Source organism: Bradyrhizobium sp. CFUWI, assembly GCF_056429085.1.
In genome coordinates this window covers 49,534-70,969 of sequence record NZ_JBWJZE010000014.1, presented here as the reverse complement: position 1 = coordinate 70,969, position 21,436 = coordinate 49,534, and the positions used below count along the sequence as shown (strand labels likewise).

17 protein-coding genes and 1 tRNA gene are annotated in these 21,436 nt (G+C 65.4%); 12 read left to right on the top strand and 6 right to left on the bottom strand.

Going from position 1 to position 21,436, the window contains the following annotated elements:
• Positions 1–9: 9 nt before the first annotated feature.
• On the top strand, positions 10–432 hold the full coding sequence (locus AC066S_RS27085; RefSeq protein ID WP_126261184.1) for a hypothetical protein: 423 nt from the start codon (positions 10–12) through the stop codon (positions 430–432).
• A 528-nt stretch (positions 433–960) separates the two neighbouring features.
• Positions 961–1,458 (top strand): invasion associated locus B family protein, encoded by a 498-nt coding sequence (locus AC066S_RS27080; RefSeq protein WP_126261183.1) that lies wholly within the window; start codon positions 961–963, stop codon positions 1,456–1,458.
• A gap of 389 nt (positions 1,459–1,847) precedes the next feature.
• Here the strand turns inward: AC066S_RS27080 and AC066S_RS27075 are convergent, their stop codons facing one another.
• Positions 1,848–5,036, bottom strand: a complete 3,189-nt coding sequence (locus tag AC066S_RS27075) for an efflux RND transporter permease subunit (RefSeq protein WP_478271051.1) — start codon at positions 5,034–5,036, stop codon at positions 1,848–1,850.
• Between the two features lie 154 nt (positions 5,037–5,190).
• Complete coding sequence (locus tag AC066S_RS27070) at positions 5,191–6,432, bottom strand: efflux RND transporter periplasmic adaptor subunit (RefSeq protein WP_126261181.1); 1,242 nt, start codon at positions 6,430–6,432, stop codon at positions 5,191–5,193.
• Between the two features lie 200 nt (positions 6,433–6,632).
• Between AC066S_RS27070 and AC066S_RS27065 the strand changes: the two genes are divergently transcribed.
• Positions 6,633–7,238 (top strand): TetR/AcrR family transcriptional regulator, encoded by a 606-nt coding sequence (locus tag AC066S_RS27065; RefSeq protein ID WP_135168382.1) that lies wholly within the window; start codon positions 6,633–6,635, stop codon positions 7,236–7,238.
• Between the two features lie 190 nt (positions 7,239–7,428).
• Here AC066S_RS27065 and AC066S_RS27060 read toward each other — a convergent pair whose 3' ends face one another.
• From AC066S_RS27060 to AC066S_RS27050, 3 genes are all read right to left on the bottom strand, one after another.
• A complete protein-coding gene (locus tag AC066S_RS27060) occupies positions 7,429–8,796 on the bottom strand; it encodes an MFS transporter (protein ID WP_126261173.1) in 1,368 nt (455 codons plus the stop codon).
• A 74-nt stretch (positions 8,797–8,870) separates the two neighbouring features.
• Positions 8,871–10,400: an aldehyde dehydrogenase gene (locus tag AC066S_RS27055; RefSeq protein WP_478271050.1), complete on the bottom strand. Its 1,530-nt coding sequence runs from the start codon at positions 10,398–10,400 to the stop codon at positions 8,871–8,873.
• Complete coding sequence (locus tag AC066S_RS27050) at positions 10,397–11,047, bottom strand: GntR family transcriptional regulator (protein ID WP_478271049.1); 651 nt, start codon at positions 11,045–11,047, stop codon at positions 10,397–10,399. Before AC066S_RS27050 ends, AC066S_RS27055 begins: the two co-directional genes overlap by 4 nt.
• A gap of 155 nt (positions 11,048–11,202) precedes the next feature.
• On the opposite strand from AC066S_RS27050, the gene AC066S_RS27045 reads away from it, so the two are divergent.
• A complete protein-coding gene (locus AC066S_RS27045; protein WP_478271048.1) occupies positions 11,203–11,976 on the top strand; it encodes an alpha/beta fold hydrolase in 774 nt (257 codons plus the stop codon).
• Positions 11,977–12,570: 594 nt separating this feature from the next.
• Positions 12,571–13,476, top strand: a complete 906-nt coding sequence (rnz, locus tag AC066S_RS27040) for a ribonuclease Z (RefSeq protein WP_135168386.1) — start codon at positions 12,571–12,573, stop codon at positions 13,474–13,476.
• An 8-nt stretch (positions 13,477–13,484) separates the two neighbouring features.
• Here the strand turns inward: rnz and AC066S_RS27035 are convergent, their stop codons facing one another.
• Positions 13,485–14,318, bottom strand: a complete 834-nt coding sequence (locus tag AC066S_RS27035; protein ID WP_126261168.1) for an IclR family transcriptional regulator — start codon at positions 14,316–14,318, stop codon at positions 13,485–13,487.
• Between the two features lie 124 nt (positions 14,319–14,442).
• On the opposite strand from AC066S_RS27035, the gene AC066S_RS27030 reads away from it, so the two are divergent.
• The 7 genes from AC066S_RS27030 to AC066S_RS27000 all read left to right on the top strand — a co-directional run bounded on the left by AC066S_RS27030 (position 14,443) and on the right by AC066S_RS27000 (position 21,364).
• Positions 14,443–15,363, top strand: a complete 921-nt coding sequence (locus tag AC066S_RS27030; protein ID WP_164719028.1) for a dihydrodipicolinate synthase family protein — start codon at positions 14,443–14,445, stop codon at positions 15,361–15,363.
• A 28-nt stretch (positions 15,364–15,391) separates the two neighbouring features.
• Positions 15,392–16,831 carry an FAD-binding oxidoreductase gene (locus AC066S_RS27025; protein ID WP_478271047.1) on the top strand — a complete coding sequence of 480 codons (1,440 nt, stop codon included), beginning with the start codon at positions 15,392–15,394 and terminating at the stop codon, positions 16,829–16,831.
• Between the two features lie 2 nt (positions 16,832–16,833).
• The gene (locus AC066S_RS27020; RefSeq protein ID WP_478271096.1) at positions 16,834–17,940 is read left to right on the top strand and encodes a four-carbon acid sugar kinase family protein; all 1,107 of its coding nucleotides are present in this window, start codon (positions 16,834–16,836) and stop codon (positions 17,938–17,940) included.
• The gene (pdxA, locus tag AC066S_RS27015) at positions 17,937–18,974 is read left to right on the top strand and encodes a 4-hydroxythreonine-4-phosphate dehydrogenase PdxA (protein WP_126261166.1); all 1,038 of its coding nucleotides are present in this window, start codon (positions 17,937–17,939) and stop codon (positions 18,972–18,974) included. Before AC066S_RS27020 ends, pdxA begins: the two co-directional genes overlap by 4 nt.
• Positions 18,975–18,987: 13 nt before the next feature.
• Positions 18,988–20,118 (top strand): iron-containing alcohol dehydrogenase, encoded by a 1,131-nt coding sequence (locus tag AC066S_RS27010; protein ID WP_478271046.1) that lies wholly within the window; start codon positions 18,988–18,990, stop codon positions 20,116–20,118.
• A gap of 56 nt (positions 20,119–20,174) precedes the next feature.
• Positions 20,175–21,146 carry a Bug family tripartite tricarboxylate transporter substrate binding protein gene (locus AC066S_RS27005; RefSeq protein WP_126261164.1) on the top strand — a complete coding sequence of 324 codons (972 nt, stop codon included), beginning with the start codon at positions 20,175–20,177 and terminating at the stop codon, positions 21,144–21,146.
• A 144-nt stretch (positions 21,147–21,290) separates the two neighbouring features.
• Positions 21,291–21,364, top strand: a tRNA-Gln gene (locus tag AC066S_RS27000).
• Positions 21,365–21,436 lie beyond the last annotated feature (72 nt).

Genomic DNA, 21,436 nt, shown 5'->3' with positions numbered 1-21,436 from the left:
GAGCTGCACATGATCGCGGCAGTTTGGCTCCGCGCGCCGGCGCGTGCCCGTTTGCACGCGCTGCGTGAACTCTATCGGCGGTTCTTCGGCGAGAACACGCCGGATGCTCGTGGCCGCCGGCTTCTGGCTGAATGGCTGTCGCCGGCGCAGCGCGCGCAGTTCGAAGAGCACCGGTATTTCGACGTCGTCGGCTGTGATACCGGAAGGACATACCGCATCCACTACGGCACCGCCGCCAATGTCCACGAGATCGACGAGGCCGGGCATGCGACGATGGGCTGGTGCTTCGTCCCGTCGGGCTTTCTCGTCCCGGGCGACGTGATGCTGGCGCAGAAGATCGCGCTCGAAACGGACGAGAGGGGAGCGTTGGCGCTCGCCAACCGCTTTCCAGCGGCAACGCACTCGGAGCATTTCTACCGGCGACCGTTCTGAAGCATGATCCGGAAAAGTGCGCAGCGGTTTTCCGAAGTGATCATGCTTAACAACAACCTAAAGCGCGATGACGATTCATCTTGATTGCATCGCGCTTTAGTGCCGGAAGAGCGAACCGATCAGGAGTGCGTGGTGCGGTAGGCATCCACCGCATGCGCTGCGAAAACGCCGACGCTGCAAAGGGCAAGAAGGGCGGAGATCAGCTCGATCATAGCTCGTCCTCCCGTGGCGGCTGGGCGACGAGGTTCTGACAGCAGGAATATTCGTAGATCAGGTCAAGAAGGAATTGCATGGTGGCCGTCCCTGTACTTGTTTTGACAACCACTTAACCGGCGATCTGTTTCAGGGGTGTTTCGTCGCGTCGGGAATGGGGTTTCGCGGGGAACCCGGAAGGCGGGTTTGTGCGCTGCGGCCGCACCAAATCCCGGGGCCGGATCAGGATGAAGGCACGTCTTCCGGCCGGCACGGACCCTTGCGGCTCTCCCGCGGAGATGGTCATCTCGCTCGGGATGCGCGCTGGAGGCTGACATGAACCGATTCCTTCTCGCCGTTTTGCTGGCCGCAGGCGTCCTGGGGGCAGGGCCGGCGCTGGCGCAAAAATCCAGGGTCGGTGACTGGACCATCGAAAAGCGGACGCAGGATACGCATTGCAATGCAAGCCGGGGCTACAAGGATAAGGACGACGAGAACCGCGACTACGTCATCGTGATCACCTATTCCGAGAAGACGATCGTGATCGTGATGATCTACGACGGCTGGGAGTGGGAGACGGTCGGCGAGATCCTTCGGGCCGATATCGGCACTGACGATGCGGACATCATGAAGAAGGCGAAGTGGGAGGTCATGGACAGGACCACCGTGCGCGGCATCTTCGAATACGACCAGTCGATGATGGACCGCCTGTCGAAGGCCAAGCGCCTCACGCTCGACTTCGAAGACGATGACGACGACAGCATCGAGATGCAGATACCGCGCGCCGGCGAAGCGCTGGCCGCGTTGAAGTTCTGCGAGGAGAACCGGAAATAGCTTGCCGATGCCGGCGAGGTCTTCGTCGACCTCGCCATCGGCCTGCCGGCGTTGTTCGGCGGCTCCGCGCTCGGCGTGATCGCGTTCCCCCGCGTCAACGAGACGGTCTTTCGCAAGACCGTGCTCGTTGTTGCGGCTCGCGGGAATCTCCCAGGTTTGGAGCGGAATGGCTTTAGGTTGAACCGATTGCAGCAGGGTCGTTCACCTCTCCCGCTTGCGGGAGAGGTCGGCGCGTCCGGGCGATGCGAAGCATCGTCCCGCGCGCCGGGAGAGGGCTTTCTCCTCTTGGGGTCCCATTGGGGAGACACCCTCTCCCCAGCCCTCTCCCGCAAGCGGGAGAGGGAGTGCAGCTCCCTCATCGCGGCACCCAGGCCTCATCCCATCATGCTTTAGTGGCTCACAGGCTGGGCCGGCGCCGCGCTGATGTCGCTGCCGTGATGCGTCAGCGGCTTCATGCCGGTGACGGTCCGCAGCAGCACATAGAACACCGGCGTCAGGAACAGGCCGAACACGGTGACGCCGATCATGCCGGAGAACACGGCGACGCCCATGGCGCGCCGCATCTCCGAGCCTGCGCCGGTCGAGAGCACCAGCGGCAGCACGCCCATGATGAACGCCATCGACGTCATCAGGATCGGACGAAGCCGCAAGCGGCTCGCCTCGATCGCGGCCCGGATCGGCGTGCGGCCTGCGAATTCGAGCTCGCGCGCGAATTCGACGATCAGGATCGCGTTCTTGGCCGAGAGACCCACGAGGACGATCAGACCGATCTGGGTGAAGACGTTGTTGTCGCCCTTGGAGACCCAGACGCCGAACATCGCAGCCAAGAGGCCCATCGGCACGATCATGATGATCGAGAGCGGCAGCGTCAGGCTTTCATAAAGCGCGGCCAGCACCAGGAAGACCAGCAGGATCGCCAGCGGGAACACCCAGATGCCGGAATTGCCGGCGATGAACTCCTGATAAGTCAGGTCCGTCCATTCGAAGGCAAAGCCGGGCGGCAGCACCTCGGCCGCGATCCGCGTCGCCGCCTCCTGGGCCTGGCCTGAGGAGAAGCCGGGCGCGGCCGCCGCGTTGATGTCGGATGACAGGAATCCGTTGTAGCGGATCGCGCGCTCCGGCCCCGCGCTCTGGCGGATCTTGAGCAGCGCCGACAACGGCACCATGTCGCCCGAGGACGAGCGCACCTTCAACTGCCTGATGTCGTCGGCACGCGCGCGGAACGGCGCGTCGGCCTGGACGCGGACGGAATAGGTGCGGCCGAACTTGTTGAAGTCGTTGACGTAGTAGGAGCCAAGGTAGATCTGGAGCGTGTTGAAGACCTCGGTGACGGGCACGCCAAGCTGTAGCGCCTTGGTGCGGTCGATGTCGGCGAACAGCTGGGGCACGTTGACCTGGAAGCTCGAGAACACGCCGGCGATCTCGGGCGCCTTCTGCATCGCCGCCATGAACGCTTTGGTCGCCTCGTTCAGCGCGTCATAGCCGAGACCGGCGCGGTCCTCGATCTGTAGCTTGAAGCCGCCGATGGTGCCGAGACCGTTGACCGGCGGCGGCGGGAACATGGCGATGAAGGCTTCCTGGATGCCGGCATATTTCTTGTTCAGCTCGGCCGCAATGGCATTCCCGCTCAGCGAGGGATCCTTGCGCTCGTCGAATGGCTTCAGCGTCGAGAACACGATGCCGGCATTGGACGAGTTGGTGAAGCCGGAGATCGACAGGCCGGGGAAGGCCACCGAGCTTTCGACACCGGGCTGGGTCAGCGCGATGTCGCTCATCTTGCGGATCACCTCTTCGGTGCGGTCGAGGGTCGCGCCGTCGGGCAGGCGGGCGAAGCCGACCAGGTACTGCTTGTCCTGACCGGGCACGAAGCCGCTCGGCACCTGCTGGAACAACAGGGCGGTGAGGCCGACCAGCAGCACATACAGGCCCATCACGGCAGCCTTTCCCGAGATCACCTTGGTGACGGAGGCGCCGTAGTTCTCCGAGGAGCGTGTGAAGGCCTTGTTGAAGCCACGGAAGAACCAGCCGAGGCTCTTTTCCATGATCCGCGTCAGCCGGTCCTTCGGCTCGTTGTGCCCCTTGAGCAGCAGCGCCGACAGCGCCGGCGACAGCGTCAGGGAGTTGACGGCGGAGATCACCGTCGAGATCGCGATCGTCAGCGCGAATTGCTTGTAGAACTGCCCGGTGAGGCCGGAGATGAAGGCGAGCGGCACGAACACCGCGATCAGCACCATCGCGATGGCGATGATGGGCCCCGACACCTCGCGCATCGCCTGATAGGTGGCATCGCGCGGCGACAGCCCGGCCTCGATGTTGCGCTCGACGTTCTCGACCACGACGATGGCGTCGTCGACGACGATGCCGATCGCGAGCACGAGGCCGAACAGGCTGAGCGCGTTGATGGAGAACCCGAACACGTGCATCACGGCAAAGGTGCCGACGATCGACACCGGCACCGCCAGCAGCGGGATGATCGAGGCGCGCCAGGTCTGCAGGAACAGGATCACGACCAGCACCACCAGCGCGATCGCTTCCAGCAGCGTATGGATCACCGCCTCGATCGAGGAGCGTACGAACTGGGTGGGGTCGTAGACGATCTGATAGGACACGCCCTCCGGCATGTTCTTCTTGATCTCGGCCATGGTCGCGCGGACGTTGTCGGAGATCTGCAGCGCGTTGGAGCCGGGTGCCTGGAAGATCGGGATCGCCACCGCCTGCTTGTTGTCCAGTAGCGAGCGCAGGCCGTATTCGGAGGCGCCGAGCTCGATGCGCGCGAGGTCGCGCAGGCGCACGATTTCGCCGCGCGTGCCGGTCTTGACCACGATGTCGCCGAACTGCTCCTCGTTGGCGAGCCGGCCTTCTGCGTTGACGGACAGTTGCAGGTCGATGCCCTTGACGTTCGGGGAGGAGCCGACCACGCCGGCGGCGGCCTCGACATTCTGCGCCTGGATCGCGCGCACGATGTCGCTCGCGGTCAGGCCGTGCTCGGCGGCCTTCTGCGGATCGACCCAGACTCGCATCGAATAGTCGCCGGCCCCATAGAGCTGCACGTCGCCCACGCCGTCGATCCGCGCCAGCCGGTCCTTGACGTTGAGCACCGCGTAATTGCGCAAATACGTCATGTCGTAGCGGCCGTTCGGCGACAACAGATGCACGACCATCGTGAGGTCGGGCGAGGACTTCTTGGTGATGATGCCGAGCTGGCGGACCACGGCGGGCAGGCGCGGCTCGGCCTGCTGCACGCGGTTCTGCACCAGCTGCGTCGCCTTGTCGGGGTCGGTCCCGAGCCGGAACGTCACCGTCAGCGTCATCGCGCCGTCGGTGGTCGCCTGGCTCGACATATACAGCATGTTCTCGACGCCGTTGATCTGCTCCTCGATCGGCGTTGCCACCGTTTCCGCAATCACCTTGGGATTGGCGCCGGGATAGGTCGCGCGCACGACGACGGAGGGCGGCACGACATCGGGGTATTCCGAGATCGGCATCGCGAACAGCGAGATCAGGCCGGCAAGGAAGATCAGGACCGACAGCACGCCGGCGAAAATCGGACGATCGATGAAGAACTTTGAGAGATTCATGGCCTTGCCCCTGGGCAATATCTTGGTCGTCTCCACACAGCTCCGTCGTCATTCCGGGGCGCGCGAAGCGCGAACCCGGAATCTGGAGGTGAAGCGATCGGAGTCTCGTAACTGCTGGATCCCGGGTTCGCGCTACGCGCGCCCCGGGATGACGTTAGCGTTGCACCACGTCCTGATTGCTGTGATTGGAGGCCTGCTGCCCACGCGCACCCATTGCCGCCACCTCCGTCTTGAGCAGCGCACCCGGTCGCACGCGCTGCAGGCCGTTGACGACGATGCGGTCGCCGGGCTTCAGACCCTCGGTCACGACGCGCAACCCATCCACGGCGCCGCCGAGCGTGACCGGCCGGTACACCGCCCGGCTGTCGTCGCCGACCGCCATCACGAACTTCTTGTCCTGGTCGGTGCCGATCGCGCGCTCGTCGATCATCACCAGCGACTGCTGCTTCGGCTGCCCCATGCGCACGCGGGCGAACTGGCCGGGAATGAGACGGCCATCCTCGTTCCGGAACACCGCCCGGACCCGGATGGTGCCGCTCTGGCCGTTGACCTGGTTGTCGATGAGCTGGATGTGGCCCTTCGCCGAGAGGCCGCCGGAAGTCGTCATCTCCACGGGGATCTGGTCGAGCTTGCCGCGCTGGCCGGAGGCATCCGCGATCGAGTTCAGCGCGCGCAGCACGACCTCTTCATCCGCATCGAACGAGGCGTAGATCGGATTGACCGAGACCAGCGAGGTCAGCACCGGGGAGGCGGTGCCGGCGGCGACGAGATTGCCGACGGTGACCTCGATCTTGCCGACGCGGCCGTCCACGGGCGCGCGCACCTCGGTGTAGTCGAGATTGAGCCTTGCGGTCTGGAGCGTCGCCTCGGCCGCCTTCACGTTGGCGATCGCTTCGCGGTTGGCGTTCTCGCGCTGGTCGAAATCGCGCCGCGTTACCACGGCGTTGCCGACCAGCTGCGCGCCGCGTTCGACCTCGCTGTTGGTGAACACCACGCGTGCTTTTGCCGCCTCGAGCTGGGCATTGGCCTTGTCGACCTCGGCCGCGTAGGGCGCCGGGTCGATCTTGAACAGGACGTCGCCGGCCTTCACCAGCGCGCCTTCGGTGAAGTTGGCGGAGAGGATCGCGCCCGCAACGCGCGGGCGTAGCTCGACGCGGTGGATGGCTTCGAGCCGGCCGGAGAAATCGTCCCACAGCACGGTCTGCTTCGGTTCGATCAGCGCGACGGTGACGGAGACGGCCTGTTCAGCTGCCGCGGCCGTTGCCGTCGCCTGGGCGGCGTGGAAATAGTGGCCGGTCGCGATCGAGCCTGCGAGGGCGAGGGCGCCCACGACGGCGACGCCGCCGAGAAGGCGGCGAAAACGGCCGGCGGAAGACGTTTCTTGGGAGGGGTGCATTTGCGCGCTCCAGATATGTAGTGTTCACTACAGATGTGGAGCTGGATACCGCAGCGCAAGATACTTATGTACCAATCACTAAGAAAAAAATGTACGTCGATACCGCGACAATTGGAAGACACAAGAAAAGAAAGCCAGAACAAATAGATAGGGCTGGCGTTAGGCTGATACGGTCCGCCAATTCCGAGGAGACAGGGCACATGCGCATGGGACGCCCCCGCGAATTCGACGCCGAAACGGCGTTGGATCAGGCGATGGAAGTGTTTTGGCGCCATGGCTATGAGGGCGCCACCATCGCCCAGCTCACCGAGGCCATGGGCATCAATCCTCCGAGTCTCTATGCCTGCTTCGGCAACAAGGAAGGCCTGCTGAAGGCTGCGCTCGATCGCTACACCAAATTGCGCGGCGCCTGGATGGACGAGGTGGTCGCGGCACCGACCGCCCGCGCCGTCGCCGAGCGGATGCTAATGGGCATCGCCGACAAGCAGACCGACCCTGCCAATCCGCCCGGTTGCCTGCTTGTGCAAGGCGGCATCGCCTGCGGCACCGGCTCCGAGAACGTCCCCTTCGAGCTCGCCGCCCGCCGCGGCCAGAACGAGGACCAGCTCCGCGAGCGCTTCGTTCGCGCCAAGGCCGAAGGTGATCTCAAGGAAAGCGCCGATCCCGCCGCGCTTGCGCGTTATGTCTCCGCGGTGTCCGTCGGCATGGGCGTGATGGCGTCTTCAGGCGCGGACCGCGAAGCGCTGCGGCAGGTCGCGAGCGTCGCGGTGCAGGCGGTGGAAGCGCAATCGACTGACAAGACGTAGCTATCTCGCGGATCGCAGATCTGCCCATCGGTCGGGGTGGCAAGCTTGCCTGCGGTCCTGTCCTTCGCGACGCACGCCTACGGAGGGCCTGAGGATGAGGTGGCGATTTGCGGCACGATCGGCCCTCGTGGTGAGGAGCCCGCCGAGCGGGCGTCTCGAATCTTGCAGGTCCTGCGCCTCCGGCCGCCTCTCAGGACGCTTCCTTGAGGACCGGCGCGGCAGTCTCTTCGGCCTTGAGCTCTTCGAGGCTGCGATGTCGAGGCTCGATGCCGAGTACCCAGACCGTGACGATCTGCACCACGAGCAAGCCGATCATCAGGGCCATGACGCCCGCAACGCCGCGCGACTCGAACAGCGACACGACCAGGAACGGCGTGACGATCGTGGCGCCGCGCCCCATCGTATTGACGATGCCTGACGCACGCAGCCGGACCTCGGTCGGAAACAGCTCTGGAATGTAGATGCCGAACAGGAGCGCGACCAGGACGTAGATCGGCACCGTCAGCGCGAAGCCTACGGCCGGCAGCAGGATCGGATCCGAGATCATGGGATAGAGCATGCCCAGCGCCACCGAGATCAGCGACGCGCCGATGATCGTTGGCTTGCGGCCCCAGCGGTCGGCGGTCAATGCGCCGATGGCCGCGCCGATTGGCGCGCCGAGCGCCATCAGCAGCGAATAGCCGAACGATGTCGCGACCGACAGGCCCTGCTTGACGAAGAACACGGGCAACCAGGTCACGAAGCCATAGAGCAGGGTGTTGATCGTGATCAGGCAGATGGCGCCGACGATCATCCGCGACAGCAAGGGCGCAGTGAACAACGTGCCGAGATCGGGCGCGACCGGAGCGGGTGTCGTGGGCGCTGGAGCAGGCAGGGGCTGTCCTTGCGCCGCCTCCTTCTCGATCGCCTGCATCAACGCTTCCGCCTCGGCGGTGCGTCCCACGGCTTCGAGCCAGCGCGGGGATTCCGGCAGCGACTTGCGCATGTACCAGACGACGAGCGCGCCGATGCCGCCGAGCACGAACATCGAGCGCCAGCCGAATTGCGGAACGAGCACGGATGCGATCAAAAGTGCCGCTGGCAAGCCCGTCACGACGCATACGGCGGTGAGGCCGAGCCATTTGCCGCGGGTGCGGGCGGGCACGAACTCCGTCATCGTCGAATAGCCGACGACGTTCTCCGCGCCGAGCCCGACGCCCATCACGAAGCGGCAGGCGATCAGGAAGTCCATGTTCGGCGCGAATGCCGCCGCAAGGGAAGCGATGCCGAAAAGGAGCAAATTGAACTGATAGGTGAAGCGGCGCCCATGGCGGTCGCCGAGGAAGCCGGTGCCGAACGATCCCAGCATCATGCCGACGAACGTCGCGGAGATGAAGGCCGCGTTCTGAGCGAGCGTCGAAAAGCCTGATTTCAGCGTGACGCTGAGCACCGTCCCGGCAATGTAGATGTCGAAACCGTCGAAGAACATTCCGATGCCGATCAGCAGCATGATGCGGCGGTGGAATGGACCGATCGGAAGCCGATCGAGACGGCTGCCTGCGTTCACCGATGTCGACATTGACGCTCTCCCTTGACTGTCATTCTGGTTGATGCGGCCCGCCTTCTATGGGCGGTCGGCCGGGTGCAGTCCTGCTAGTTCAGCCGCTTCTGATTGGCCGTGTCGCGATACCAGTCGAACGGCTGCTCGTGCGTCGCGACCATCACGCTCTTGGTGTTGAAGTGGTCGTCGAAGCTTTCGGTGCCGCATTCCCGGCCGATGCCGGAATCGTCGACGCCGCCCCAGGGCGAGGCCGGATCGAGCCGGTGATGATCGTTGATCCAGACGATGCCGGCCTTGACCGCGGCGGCGACACGGTGAGCGCGGGCGACGTCGCGGGTGCGGATGGCTGCGGCGAGGCCAAACGGCGAGTCGTTGGCGAGCCGAAGCGCATCGGCCTCGTCCTTGAACGGCGTCACCGAGGTGAAGGGACCGAACACTTCCTCCTGGAAGATGCGCATGTCGGATTTGACGTCGGCGAACACCGTCGGCTCGACGAAATAGCCGTTGTCGTGGCCCGGTACCTTGGCGGCGACACCGCCGGTGAGGAGACGCGCACCCTCGGCGTGACCATAGCCCGCATAGGCGAGAACGCGGTCGCGCTGCTTGGCCGAGATCACGGGGCCCATCTGGGTGCTGGGATCGAAGGGATCGCCGACGCGGATCGTGCGGGTCTTGGCCTGCAGCTTCTCGACGAACTCGTCGTAGATCGAGGCCTGGACGAGATGGCGCGAGGCGCAGACGCAGGTCTGCCCGGCGCCGATGAAGGCGCCGAAGGCGGCATAGTTGACGGCGCGGTCGACGTCGAAATCGTCGAATACCATCACCGGCGTCTTGCCGCCAAGCTCCATGGTCTGGTGCGCAAACACTTTTGCGGCTGCGCTGCCGGCGATGCGGCCCGCCTCGGTGCCGCCGGTCAGGACCAGCTTGTTGATGTCGCCATGCTCGGCCAGCATCTTGCCGGCGCTGGGGCCGAGGCCCAGCACGATATTGAAGACGCCGGGCGGCAGGCCCGCATCCGTGAAGATCTGCGCCAGCTTCAGGGTCGTCAGCGGCGTGTATTCTGACGGCTTGACGACGGTCACGCATCCGGTCGCCAGCACAACGGCGAGCGACTTGCACAGGATCATCAGGGGGTGATTGAACGGCGTGCAATTGGCGACGATGCCGATGGGGGTGCGGAGCGTGTAGTTCAGATAGGCGCCTTCAACGGGGATCACGGAATCGCGGCGCGACAGCGCGAGGCCCGCGAAGTAGCGGAAGAAATCGGGCAGGCGGGAGAGCTGGGCGCGGGTCTCGTTGATTGGGCGGCCATTGTTGAGGGTTTCCAGCCGATACAGGCTGTCGAGATTGGCTTCGAAGGCATCGGCCAGCCTGTTGACCAGCCTGGCACGCGCGCGCGTGTCCATGCCGCCCCAGGCCTTGCCTTCGAAGGCTGCACGCGCGCTCTTCATCGCGCGATCGATGTCTTCGGCGGTCGAATTGGGAATGCGGGCGATCACGTCGCCGGTGGCGGGATTGCGGACGTCCAGCATCGCGCCGCCTCCGGCCTCGACTTCACGCCCATCGATGAAGTTGCCGTGGGTTTCGACGTCGATCGACGCGGGTTTGGATGGCACGTTCATGATGACCTCTCTTCGACGATGACGGCGTTGCGCTTGAGGGCCGGCAGCACACGTTTTTCGGTGGCCCCGATGTGGGCCTTGATGATGCGCGCCGCGGTTCGCGTTTCGCGGCTCTGCATGGCGTCGATCAGGGCGACGTGCTCGGCGACGAGCTTGGCCGGGTCGTGCCCTTTCAGGTTGGAGACGCTGACGCGAACCAGCCGGTCAGCCTGGCCGATCAGGTCGCACAGCGCGGTCGCCATGCGGCGATTGCCGGAGGCATGAGCCAGCGCGGTGTGAAAGCCGCGGTTGTAGGTGATGAAGTCTTCGTGGCTGCCCGAGAAGCGGCGAAATTCGTCGAGCGACTTCAAGACGCTGTCCGGAGCGCTCTCGATCGCCTCGGTGACGCAGGCCGGCTCCAGCGCGAGGCGGAAGCGCAGGAGGTCGCGGGCGTCCGAGAGCGAGATCGGCGTGACCCGATAGCCCTGACGGGGCTGGACCGTGACGAGGTGCTCGCGCTGGAGCCGCAAAAGCGCGTCCCGGACCGGTTGCCGGCTCACCGAATAGCGTTCGGCCAGATATTGCTCTCGCATTTCATCGCCTGGCGCAAAGCGACAGGCTAAAATATCAGCTCTAAGAAGATCGTAGATATTCTCGCGCAAAAGCATGGAAATTGGTGTCTCCTGCTGGCTAATATCCTACTCGTGATATTTCATGTCAAGTGCCGAATGCTTGAATTCCCTGTCAATTGATTTATCAATCGGAGCTTCCAGGGCACGCGAGAGGGCGTGATCCGATCGATGCAGTTTGGGACAGGCCGGACATGGACAGGCTTCTTGCCAATGAGACCGTCAACGCCGCGCAGGCGGGCGAGGGGCCGCCGCTTTTTCTCTTCCATTCGCTGCTATCGGATCGGGCCAGCTTCGATGCGATCGTGCCGGAGCTTGCGGGATCGTTTCAGACCATCGTGCCGGAGTTGCCCGGGTTCGGCCGTTCACGCCCGGTCGCGGGCGGGCTTGCTGCTGTCGCGGACCGGATGGCAGAGGCTGTGCGGGATGCCGCGGGCGGCGCGCCGTCGATCGTGCTCGGCAATGGCTATGGCGGCTTCGTCGCCTTGCAGATGGCGATCAGCCATCCGGGAATTGCCAGCCGGCTCATTTTGGCTGATTGCGGCGCAGCTTTCTCCGAGCCGGGCCGCGAGGCGTTCCGCAACATGGCGAAGATATCGCGAGAGAAGGGGCTGGAGGCAATCAGTGACGTCGCGATGCGGCGCCTGTTCGCACCCGACTTTCAGGCCCAGCACCCCGACCTGATGCGCGGGCGTCGGGAAGCCTTTCTGCGGACAGACCCCGATGTGTTTCGCGCCGCGTGCGATGCGTTGGCAAGCCTTGATCTTCGTGCCGAGCTCGGCGGCGTGAGCGTGCCGGTGCTCGTCATGGTCGGCGAACAGGACGAGGCGACGCCGCCGCCGATGTCGCATGAGCTGGCCGCGGGATTGCCGCGCGCCGAACTCAAGATCATTCCAGGATGCGCGCACGTGCCACAGCTGCAAGCGCCGCAACTGTTTCTTGGCGCTCTCAAGGGCTTCTTGCCTTGATCGCCGTTCGGGCGTGCGTCTGAACTCGATGCCTTACTGGCGGTTATTGCCGTCGGGGCGAGGGTAAATCCAAAGTCGGCGATCGCGCAATTCGGCGCCTGTTTTGCCCGACGTGTCAAGCGTGCCTGCTGACAGGGCTCGCACCAGGCGGCGCGAAATTCTTCAATGATTTTTACTGTGCATGGGGTTGTTTTCGCGATTTTTGTTTTGAGCGCCCCGCTTGCAGCGAAGACCTGAGCGTCGTCCGCCGGAAACCGAATCGATGCGGAACGTTCTAAGGGTTTCTACATACAGTTCTGGCACTTTGGCGCGTCAACACCTGCACCCTGCATCGGTGCGCGCACGAAAAGACCGGGCCGCGGGCATCGAAGGGGCGTAAGCCATGACTGCACTTGCTTCAGACGGGACTGGTGGGTTGCGCCGAAGGCGGCGATCAGTCGCCGGATCGCAGGCTACGTACTTCTTGCCGCGCTCTATGCCGCTTCGATGGGGCTGTACGCGCTGCTGCTCGCGTGGCATTGGGGGCGGTGAGACCGCCCGTGCTGGCCGTTGAGGCGCCGTCGCGGAGAAGGGCGGTCCTGGACATCGACGACCATGTTTGCCCTGACATTCCTCGGCACCTCTGCAAGCGTTCCCTCTGCGGAACGTAATCATCCGGCACTCCTCGTGGAGGCCGCGGGCAAGCGTGTCCTGGTCGATTGCGGCGAGGGCACGCAGCGCCAGCTCTTGAGGAGCGGCTCGGGCTTTCGGCGGCTCGACCGCGTGCTGCTGACGCATGCTCATCTCGATCATGTGCTCGGCATCCCCGGTCTGTTTTCAACATTGGGGCTGCGGCAGAGCGCCGAGGTGATGAGCATTCACGGCGGGCCGGGCACGCTCGACATCGTCATCCGAATGCTCGCCGGCCTGTGGGGTGCGGGCAGGGCGCCGATCGCGGTCGAGTTCGCAGCGCTGTCCGAAGGACAGGTCATCGACGCCGGCGATTTCGCCATCGCCTGCTTTCCGGTTCGTCATCGCGATACCGACAGTTTTGGATTCGCCTTCCAAAGCCCCTCACGCCGCCACCTTCAGCCGGATCGGCTCGCGGCGTTGGGCGTTCCCGACGGTCCCTTGCGCGGCGAGTTGGCCGCAGGTCGAGCGGTCGTGATCGAGGGCGATCGCATGGTCGATCCGGAAGATGTTCTGGGGCCGCCGAGCGGCGGCAAGAAGCTCGTGGTGATCGGCGACACCGAAACCACCGAGGGATTGCCGCAACACGTCGCCGGCGCCGACCTGCTGGTGATCGAGGCGACCTTCCTCGAGCGCGACGCCGCAACCGCGCGGGATTACGGCCATCTGACCGCGGCGGAAGCGGCCGCTCTCGCTGCCGCCGGCAACGTCCGCCAGCTCGTGCTGACCCATCTGTCCGGACGATACGAGGACGACGAGATCCTGGCCGAGGCGGCGCGGATCTTTCCGAACACCCGGATCGCCGCCGATTTCGATCACATCGTGATCTAGGCCGGCGCTCAGCTCGTCAATCCCGACTTGATCGCGAGATCCTGCACTTGAGCCGTCACCTGCATCAGCCTCGGCAGCGCCTGGTCGCGGAAGGCGGCCATCTCCATGCGCATCGCATCGACGGTGACGCTCAATCCTCCGATGACCAGTCCCTGCGCGTCGAAGATCGGCGTTGCCAGCGTGCGCAAGCCATAGGCATTCTCGCCGTCGGACACGGCGTGGCCCTTCTTCTTCACCTGGTCGAGCCGGGAGAGCAGGGCATCGAGATCGGTCAGCGTCCGCTCCGACAGTTTGACGCGTGGGCGCGCTTCCAGCCGCGCGATCTGCTCGTCCCGCGACAGATGCGCCAGCATGACGTGGCCGAGCGCGGCGCTGTATGCGGGAATGCGCGTGCCGGGGCGGCGGTCCATCTTGTGGCGGTCAAGGCCCGCGCCGACCCGCGCGAGATAGACGACGTCGCCGCCGTCGAGGATGCCGAGCGAGGCCGCATCGCCAACATCAGGCACGAGGTCGCGCAGCAGCGGCTCGGCCATCGGCCGCAACGATCCGCGTGACAGCACGGTGTAACCGAGGTCGAGACAGGCAATCCCGAGGCGGAACCGTCGGCTCTGCGGAACGGCCTGGAGATAGCCGAGCTCGACCAGGGTCTGGATCAGGCGAAACGTGGTCCCGCGATCGAGACCGGCAGTTGCGGCAATCTCGCTCAGGGTCAGCTCGAAATGCTCGCTGCTGAAGCTCCGGAGCACGGCAAAGGCCTTCCCGACGGAAGCAACATGGTTCTTTGGATTTTTCGGGAGCGATTCCGATTTGCGCTTGGTGGCCTTCTTATCGGCCTTGGCCATGCTCGAATACCTTGCCAATGGCAGCCATCGCCCTTGACGTGGCGGCCGGCTGATTTTACGACAGGTCAAGGTAATAACAAATGTTCGCATTCCGAACAATGCTGATTTGACGATCGGAGGAAGCTTGTCGACATCATCGCTGCACCCTCATGGCGTGTTTTCCGCCGCGCTGACGCCGCTCGATGCCGAGCTCGCCCCCGATCACGCGCGCTTCGTCGCGCATTGCCGCTATCTTCTGGATGAAGGCTGCGACGGCATCGCGCTGCTGGGCACGACAGGGGAGGCGAACTCCTTCTCCGTCGCCGAACGCACGGCTCTGCTCGAGGCGGTGGTGGCCGCCGGCATCGCTCCGCAACGTCTTCTGCCGGGCACCGGTGTTGCCGCACTCAGCGAGACCATCGCCCTGACGCGGCACGCGCTCTCGGTCGGCGTCGATACCGTCGTGATGCTGCCGCCGTTCTACTACAAGGGCGTCAGCGACGACGGCATCTACGCCTCCTACAGCGAAATCGTTCAGCGCATCGGCGATGCCAGGCTCAAGGTCGTGCTCTATCACATCCCGCAGATGTCGGCGCAGCCGATCTCGCATGCGCTGATCGAGCGGCTGCGTGCGGCCTATCCGGCGACGTTCATGGGGATCAAGGATTCCTCGGGCGACTTCGCCAACATGACCGCCATGGTCGAACGCTTCCCGGGCTTTTCGGTCCTGGTCGGAGCCGATCCCTTGCTGCTGCCGCTGCTGCGCAAGGGCGGCGCGGGCTGCATCACAGCGACCTCCAATCTGGTCGCGCGCGACCTGGCCTATGTCTACAAGCATTTTCGCGACAGCGACGACGACGCGGCGCTCCAGGCGGCGCAGGCGCGCATCGTGAAAGCGCGCGAACTGGTCTCGCGCTTCCCGCAGATGGCGTCGCTGAAGACGCTGGTGGCCGAGCGCACCGGCCATGCCGGATGGCAGCGCCTGCGGCCGCCGCTGGAATCCTTGCCGTCGGCCCAGGCGAAGGAGCTGCTGGCGACGGCCGCTGCATTCGCAGCCGCCGCTTAAGGCCAGGCCCGAGAGGCGAGGCGATCCGATGTCCGACTCTTTGCAGGATGTGGTGGCCGGGCTTGCTGCGATCGTCGGCGACAAGCGCGTCATCGCGCCCGGGTCCGATCAGGAGCCCTACGTTGTGGACTGGCGCGGGCGCTATCACGGCCGCGCCGCCGCGGTGGTGAAGCCCGGCTCGACCGCAGAGGTCGCCGCGGTCGTCAAGTTTTGCGCGGCACGGCAGCTTGCGATCGTGCCGCAAGGCGGCAACACCGGCATGTGCGGCGCCTCGACGCCGGACGATCGTCCGGGCAATGTCGTGATCCGGCTCGACCGGATGCGGGCGGTGCGCAACGTCAGTCCGCTCGCCAACACGATCACGGTGGAGGCCGGCTGCATCCTGTCCGAGGTGCAGAATGCGGCCCGTGCCGTCGACCGGTATTTCCCCTTGAGCCTGGGCGCCGAAGGCTCCTGCCAGATCGGCGGCAACATCTCGACCAATGCCGGCGGCACGGCCGTGCTCCGCTACGGTCCGACACGCGATCTCGTGCTCGGGCTGGAGGTCGTGCTGCCCGACGGACGCGTCTTCGACGGCCTGCGTGCATTGCGCAAGGACAACACCGGCTACGCGCTCAAGCAGCTTTTCATCGGGGCAGAGGGGACGCTCGGCATCGTCACCGCAACCGTGCTGAAGCTGTTCGCGCCGCCGCGCAGCTCGGCGCTGGCGCTGCTGAAATTGCAGGGCGTGGAGCAGGCGCTCGAAATCATGCAGCTTCTGCGCGGCACGGTCGGCGACCGGCTCGGCAGCCTCGAAATCATGTCGCGGTCGCAGATCGAGGCGATCGCAGCGACGGTGCCGCATGTCACGATCCCGTTCGAGCTGACGACGCCGTGGTATCTGATCGTCGAGCTGACCGACACGCTTCCCGGCGTCGACCTCGACGAGCCGCTCGCCACGGTGCTGGCGGAGGCGATGGAGGCGAAGCTCGCCGAAGACGTGATCCTCGCGTCCAATCTCGCGCAGGCCAAGGCGATCTGGGCGGTCAGGCACAGCGTCTCCGAAGGCAACAAGCGCAGCGGCTACGTCGTGTCGCATGACAGCGTGGTGCCGCTGGAGCGGCAGGCGGCCTTCGTCGCCAACGTCGAGGCCCGGATCAAGGCCGCCGTTCCCCATGCGAACGTGGTGATGCACGGCCATATCGGCGACGGCAACATCCACGTCGTTGCACTGATCGATCGCGCCCGTTGCCAGGACCCGGCCGCGACGGCCGCTCTGGTCGCCGAGATCAACGAGATCGTCGACGACGAGACCGCGGCGCAGGGCGGGGCGATCAGTGCCGAGCACGGCATCGGCATCACCAATCGCGGCCGGCTCGCCCGCGTCACCGACCCGCTCGACATCGACCTGATGCGCGATATCAAGCGGCTGTTCGATCCGAATGGCCTGATGAATCCGGGCAAGATCTTCGGCGCGGGAGCGGCATGACCATGACGAGCATCCGCCTGCTGGCCGACGATCTCACCGGTGCGCTCGACACCGCGGCGGAGTTCGTCGGGCTGGGCGGACCGTTCGACGTCGTCTGGTCGGCAGCGTTTGCGCCGCGGGACTCCGGCAGCCTTGCCATCGATAGCGGCACCCGTGAGCGCTCGAAGGCCGAGAGCGTCGAGATCGTCGAGCGGCTGGTGCCATACCTTCAGGGCGGGACGATCGCCTACAAGAAAGTCGACAGCCTCCTGCGGGGCGCTTGGGCGGCCGAGCTGGGCGCCTGCCTGCGCAATGGGTATTGGGCCTCCTGCGTGGTCGCGCCCGCGTTCGACTATCAGGGGCGCTGCACCGTCGGCGGCCAGCAATTCGCCCGCACCGTGCATGGCGATTGGCATAAGGTCGGCGACAATCTGCTGGATCAATTGAGGCAAGACGGCATCGAGGCACGACAGGGCACGCCCGACACGCTCTCGCAAGGCGGCGTTCAGGTGTTCGATGCCGAGAGCGATCTCGACCTCGATCGCGTCGTCGAGATGGCGCGGCGCATGCCGGGGCCCGTGCTGTGGTGTGGTAGCGGCGGCCTCGCCGGTGCGCTTGCCCGGAGCCATCGTGCCGATGCACCGAGCCAATTGAAGCTGCCGGTGCTGGGCTTGTTCGGCTCCGACCAGGCGGCCACCGCATCGCAGCTCGCGGCATGCGGCGAAGCCACCATCGCGCTGACCAAGGGCGCGGGCGGTGCCGGCGTTCGACGCAAGCTGGCTGACGAGGGCGTGGCGCTGGTCAAATTCTCTCTCGCCGACGGGCTGTCGCGCGTCGAGGCGGCGCGGCGAATCGTGCGCGAGATGACCGGGCTGATCGCGTCCCTCGAACCGCCGGGCACGCTGATCGTGGCCGGTGGAGAAACCCTGAAGGCCGCCTGCGTCGCCCTCGGCGCGCATGCGCTGCAGGTGACAGGACGTATCGTGCCGGGGTTGCCGCGCTCGATCCTGCAGGGCGGCCGCTGGGCCGGTGTCGATGTCATCTCGAAATCAGGCGCATTCGGCCCGAGCGCGCTGTGGCGCGACCTGCTGCGGGACAATCATCTGCTCAGAATGGAGAGTCCGACATGACCTCTCGTCATCTTGCCGTCACCATGGGCGATCCGGCGGGGATCGGGCCGGAGATCATCGTCAAGGCCTGTGTGGGGCTGAGGGACAGGATCGCGAGCGGAGATCTGCGCCTGCTGGTCATCGGCAGCGGCGCGGCGCTCGATGGCGCCAAGGCCGCGCTCGGCACCGACATCGCGATCCCCCAGGTCTCCGCGGAGGACCGCGACTGGCCCAACCTCTGCTACCTGCAAGCCGACGCCGAGGGCGACCCGATCCAGCCCGGCGTGCTCAGCGCCGATGGCGGCCGCTTCGCCTACAAGGCGATCGAGCAGGGCGTGCGCCTGACGCAGGCGGGGCGGACCGCGGCGATCGTCACCGCGCCGCTCAACAAGGAAGCGCTCAACAAGGCCGGCTATCATTTCCCCGGCCATACCGAGATGCTGGCGCATCTCACCGGCGTGCGCGGCTCGGTGATGCTGCTCGCCCATGGCAACATGCGTGTCAGCCACGTCTCGACCCACGTGGCGCTGGAGGATGTGCCGAAGCGTCTGACGCCGGAGCGGCTGCGCATGGTGATCGAACTCACCAACGATGCCTTGCTGCGGCTCGGCATCGCCAAGCCGAAGATCGCCATCGCCGCGCTCAATCCGCATGCCGGCGAGGGCGGCCTGTTCGGCCGGCAGGATATCGACGTGTCCGCGCCGACGATCGCCAAGGCAGTTGCGGATGGTCTCGACGTCGTCGGCCCCGTGCCCGGGGACACCATCTTCGTCAAGCTGCGCGCCGGCCAGTACGATGCAGCGGTCGCGATGTATCACGACCAGGGGCACATTCCGGTCAAGCTGCTCGGCTTCCAGGTCGATCCCGCGACCGGCCGCTGGCAGGAGCTCTCCGGCGTCAACATCACGCTGGGCCTGCCGATCATCCGCACCTCCGTCGATCACGGCACCGCCTTCGACATCGCCGGCAAGGGCATCGCCAACGAGCACAGCCTGATCGAGGCCATCGACTATGCCGAACGGCTGGCCGCCGGCGCCTCCGCATCCAAATCATGAGATCGAACGCACGATGACCAACGCCTTCACGCCCATTGAAATCCAGCGTCCCACCATCCTCGAGTTCGGCAACGGCACGATCGTCGGCGCGGCGCGCTTTGCCGAGCGGATCGGCGCCCAGCGGCCGCTGGTGATCTCCGACCCGTTCAACGCGAGTCGCGTCGACATGCTGGCGCTGCCAGGCGCCGTCAAGGTGTTCGGCGAGGTCAAGCCCGAGCCGGACCTGCCCAATCTCGAGAAGGCGGTGGCGATGGCAAAGGACGTCAAGCCCGATCTCGTGGTCGGCTTCGGCGGCGGCAGCGCGATGGACCTCGCCAAGCTGGTTGCGGTGATGTGCAGGGGTGACGTGCCCTTTGCCGACATCGTCGGGCCGGAAAAGGTGGCCGGCCGCAGCGTCGCGCTGATGCAGATCCCGACGACGTCCGGCACCGGTAGCGAGGCCGGCACCCGCGCGCTCGTCACCGATCCCGTCAGCCAGAACAAGCAGGCGGTGCAGAGCCGCTTCATGCTGGCCGACATCGCCATCGTCGATCCGGACCTGACGATGACCGTGCCGAAGGAGGTCACCGCGGCGACCGGGGTCGACGCGCTGGCGCATTGCGTCGAGGCCTATACCAGCCGCAAGGCGCATCTGGCGATCGATCTCTACGCGCTCGAAGGCGCCCGCTTGGTCGGACGTTATCTCAAGCGCGCGGTGGCCGACGGCGACGACCGCGAGGCGCGTGCCGGCCTGGCGCTGGCCTCGCTCTACGGCGGCTATTGCCTGGGACCGGTCAATACGACAGCCGGCCATGCGGTGGCCTATCCGCTCGGCACGCGTCACCATGTGGCGCATGGATTGGCCTGCGCAATGATCTTCCCGCACACGCTGGCCTTCAACATGCCCGCCGTGGAGGCGAAGACGGTCGCGGTGCTGGGTGCGCTCGGCTTGCCGGAGCGCACCGATCCGCAGCTCGCATTCGACGCCACCTACGCCTTCTGCAAGGATCTCGGCATCGAGATGCGGCTCTCCGCTCTCGGCGTGCCCAGGAACGATCTCGGCGTGATGGCCGACGAGGCGCACGCCATTCGCCGCCTGCTCGACAACAATCCGCGCGACCTCGGTCGGGATGCGATCCTGAACATGTACGAGGCCGCGTTCTAGCCCATCTGCCGCTCGCGGCAGTCAATCAACAAAACAGTGAAGCAGAGGAAACTTCGATGAGATCGATGTGGTTTGGTCTTGTGTCGGCAATGGTGCTGGCGATGTCGCCGGCGAAGGCGCAGGAGGCTTATCCGTCCAAGCAGGTGACGGTGATCGTTCCCTTCGCCGCCGGCGGCACGGCGGACATCTTCGCGCGCATGGTCTCCAACCATTTGCAGGCGAAGTTCGGCAAGCCTTTCGTGGTCGAGAATGTCGGCGGTGCCGGCTCGATCCTCGGGGTGACGCGGCTGGCGAAATCGGCGCCGGACGGCATCACGCTCGGCGTTGCCAGCACGTCCGCGCTTGCGATCAACCCGTCGCTCTACGGGCCCAAGCTCAGCTACCAGCCGGACAGGGATCTGGTGCCGGTCGCGCAGATCAGCGTCGTGCCCAACGTGCTCGTCGTCAATCCCAACAAGATCAAGGCGCGCACCGTGCCGGAGCTGATCGCCTATCTGAAGGCAAATCCGGACAAGATCTCGTTCGGCTCGGCCGGTGTCGGCACCTCGCAGCATCTGGCCGGCGAGCTGTTCCAGCAGATGACCGGCACCAAGATGGTGCACGTGCCCTACAAGGGCTCGAGCCAGATGCTGACGGACCTGCTGAGCGGACAGATCGACCTCGCCTTCGACAACGTGCCGCTGCTGCTGCCGCAGGTGAAGACGGGCCAGCTCGCGCTGCTCGCGACCGCAACGCCCAAGCGCGCCGACTTCGACCCGCAGGCGCCGGCCGTTGCCGAATTCCTGCCCGGCTTCGAGGCGGTGGCCTGGCACGGCTTCTTCGCTCCTGCCGGGACGCCGAAGCCGATCGTCGAGAAGCTCTCCGCCGAGATCCGCGCCTTCATGCAGCAGCCGGAGACGGTGCAGAAATTGTCCGAGCTCGGCGCCACCGCGGTCGCCGTGGATTCCGAGCCGTTTGCGGCCTACATCGCCGCCGAGACGGCGCGCTGGAAGAAGGTGATCGAGGCCGCGAACATCAAGCTGGAGTAGGTGTGATCCATCCACCGCAGTGCTTGCCAGTCCGGGGACGAGCGGGTAGAACCCTGCCACGCCTGAGCCGTGATTTGCGCCAAACGCGCTGCCGGCGACAGTCGAACAAATCAGCAAGTTATTGAATTTGTTCGACTATTCCGTTGGGGAATGGTGTAACGGTAGCACAACAGACTCTGACTCTGTTTGTCTTGGTTCGAATCCAGGTTCCCCAGCCAGTTCCGGGCACTTTTCCCCCAGCGTCCAACTCTTTGCAGGCCGTCGGCAGGGACGTTCGGTCCCTGACCGCG